The organism is Arhodomonas sp. KWT, from assembly GCF_010993615.1.
The window spans coordinates 12,570-14,282 of sequence record NZ_WNXE01000069.1; the positions used below are offsets into that span (position 1 = coordinate 12,570).

The following is a 1,713-nucleotide window of genomic DNA, read 5'->3' on the forward strand; positions in this document are numbered from 1 at the left end:
TTGCCATCGGCGCCATCGGTGCGTCGTTCGTCATCACCCAGTACCACACCTCGGTGATGTTCGCGCCCAACGTGGTGGGCACGGCCAACGCTACCACCGCCGGGTGGGGCAACCTCGGCGGCGGCACCACCCAGATCGTCATGCCGCTGGTCTTCTCCGCGGTGCTGATGTTCGGTGTCAGCGAGGCGGTGGGCTGGCGCGCGGCGATGGTGCTGCCCGGCGTGGTGCTCTTCGTCATGGGCCTCGCCTACTACCGCTTCACCCAGGACGCCCCGGACGGCGACTACCGCGAGCTTCGTGCCCGGGGGCTGATCCCCGAGGCCCGCAACGAGCACAGCGCCAGCGGCAGCTTCCTGGTCGCCGCACGGGATCCGCGGGTGTGGGCGCTGTTCGTGGTCTACGCCGCCTGCTTCGGCGTGGAGCTGACCATCAACAACATCGCCGCACTGTACTTCTTCGACAACTTCGAGCTCGGCCTCGCCACGGCCGGCTTCATCGCCGGACTGTTCGGGCTGATGAACATCTTCGCCCGGACCCTCGGCGGCATCTTCTCCGACCGCTTCGCCCGTGCCGCGGGCCTGCGCGGGCGGGTGCGGTGGCTGTTCATCGCACTGTTCTGCGAGGGCCTGGCACTGATCGCCTTCTCGCAGATGGCGGTGCTCGCCGCCGCGGTGGCGACCCTGGTGGTGTTCAGCCTGTTCACCCAGATGTCCGAGGGCGCCACCTACGGGCTGGTGCCGTTCATGCACAAGAAGGCGCTCGGGGCCGTCTCGGGCATCGTCGGCGCCGGCGGCAACGCCGGTGCGGTGGCCGCCGGCTTTCTCTTCCGCACCGAGGGCCTGACCTACGGCCAGGGACTGCTCTACCTGGGCATCGCGGTGCTCGCGTGCTCGTTCTTCGCCTTCGCCGTGCGCTTCTCGCCGGAGACCCTGGCGGAGGAGGACCGCGCCTTCAGCGCCGCCGCCGCGGGCGACGAGTCCGTCGCCCCCGCCACCGCCTGAACCCCATCGCAGACACGGCAACGGGGCGGCGGCACTACCGCCGCCCCACTGAACGAGGTTCCGTCATGAGTGAACGACTCGTCGTCATCGGCAACGGCATGGCCGGCATCCGCACGGTGGAAGAGCTGCTCAAGCTCGACGACAGCCGCTACGAGATCACCGTCTTCGGTGCCGAGCCCCACGTGAACTACAACCGCATCATGCTCTCGCCGGTGCTCGCCGGCGAGAAAACCCTCTCGGACATCGTGCTCAACGACCGCGAGTGGTACGCCGACAACGGCATCACCCTGCATACCGGCGATCCGGTCGAGCGCATCGAGCGCGGGCGACGGCGGATCGTTTCCGCCAGCGGCCGGGAGACGCCCTACGACCGGCTGCTGCTCGCCACCGGCTCGACCCCGTTCGTGCTGCCGGTGCCCGGCAACGACCTCCCCGGTGTGGTCAGCTTCCGCGACATCGGCGATGTGGAAACCATGCTGGAGGCCGCCCGCCGCCACCGCCACGCGGTGGTCATCGGCGGTGGCCTGCTGGGGCTGGAGGCGGCCAACGGCCTGATGAAACAGGGCATGTCCGTCACCGTGGTGCACATCGCCGACAGCCTCATGGAGCGCCAGCTCGACCGCCCCGCCTCGGGACTGCTCCGGGACACGCTCATCGAGCGCGGCCTGGACTTCCGCATGGAGGCGGTCACCGAGCGCATCCTCGGACGCCG

The 1,713-nt window shown here is 69.5% G+C and carries 2 protein-coding genes; both read left to right on the forward strand.

What is annotated here, in order from left to right; all coding sequences use genetic code 11:
* Window positions 1-1,001, forward strand: a 1,001-nt coding sequence (locus G7A99_RS11435; RefSeq protein WP_163140288.1) for an MFS transporter, incomplete at its 5' end; no start/stop codon positions are given.
* Window positions 1,002-1,066: 65 nt separating this feature from the next.
* Window positions 1,067-1,713: NAD(P)/FAD-dependent oxidoreductase (locus tag G7A99_RS11440; protein WP_163140290.1), on the forward strand; the 647-nt coding region annotated here is incomplete at its 3' end.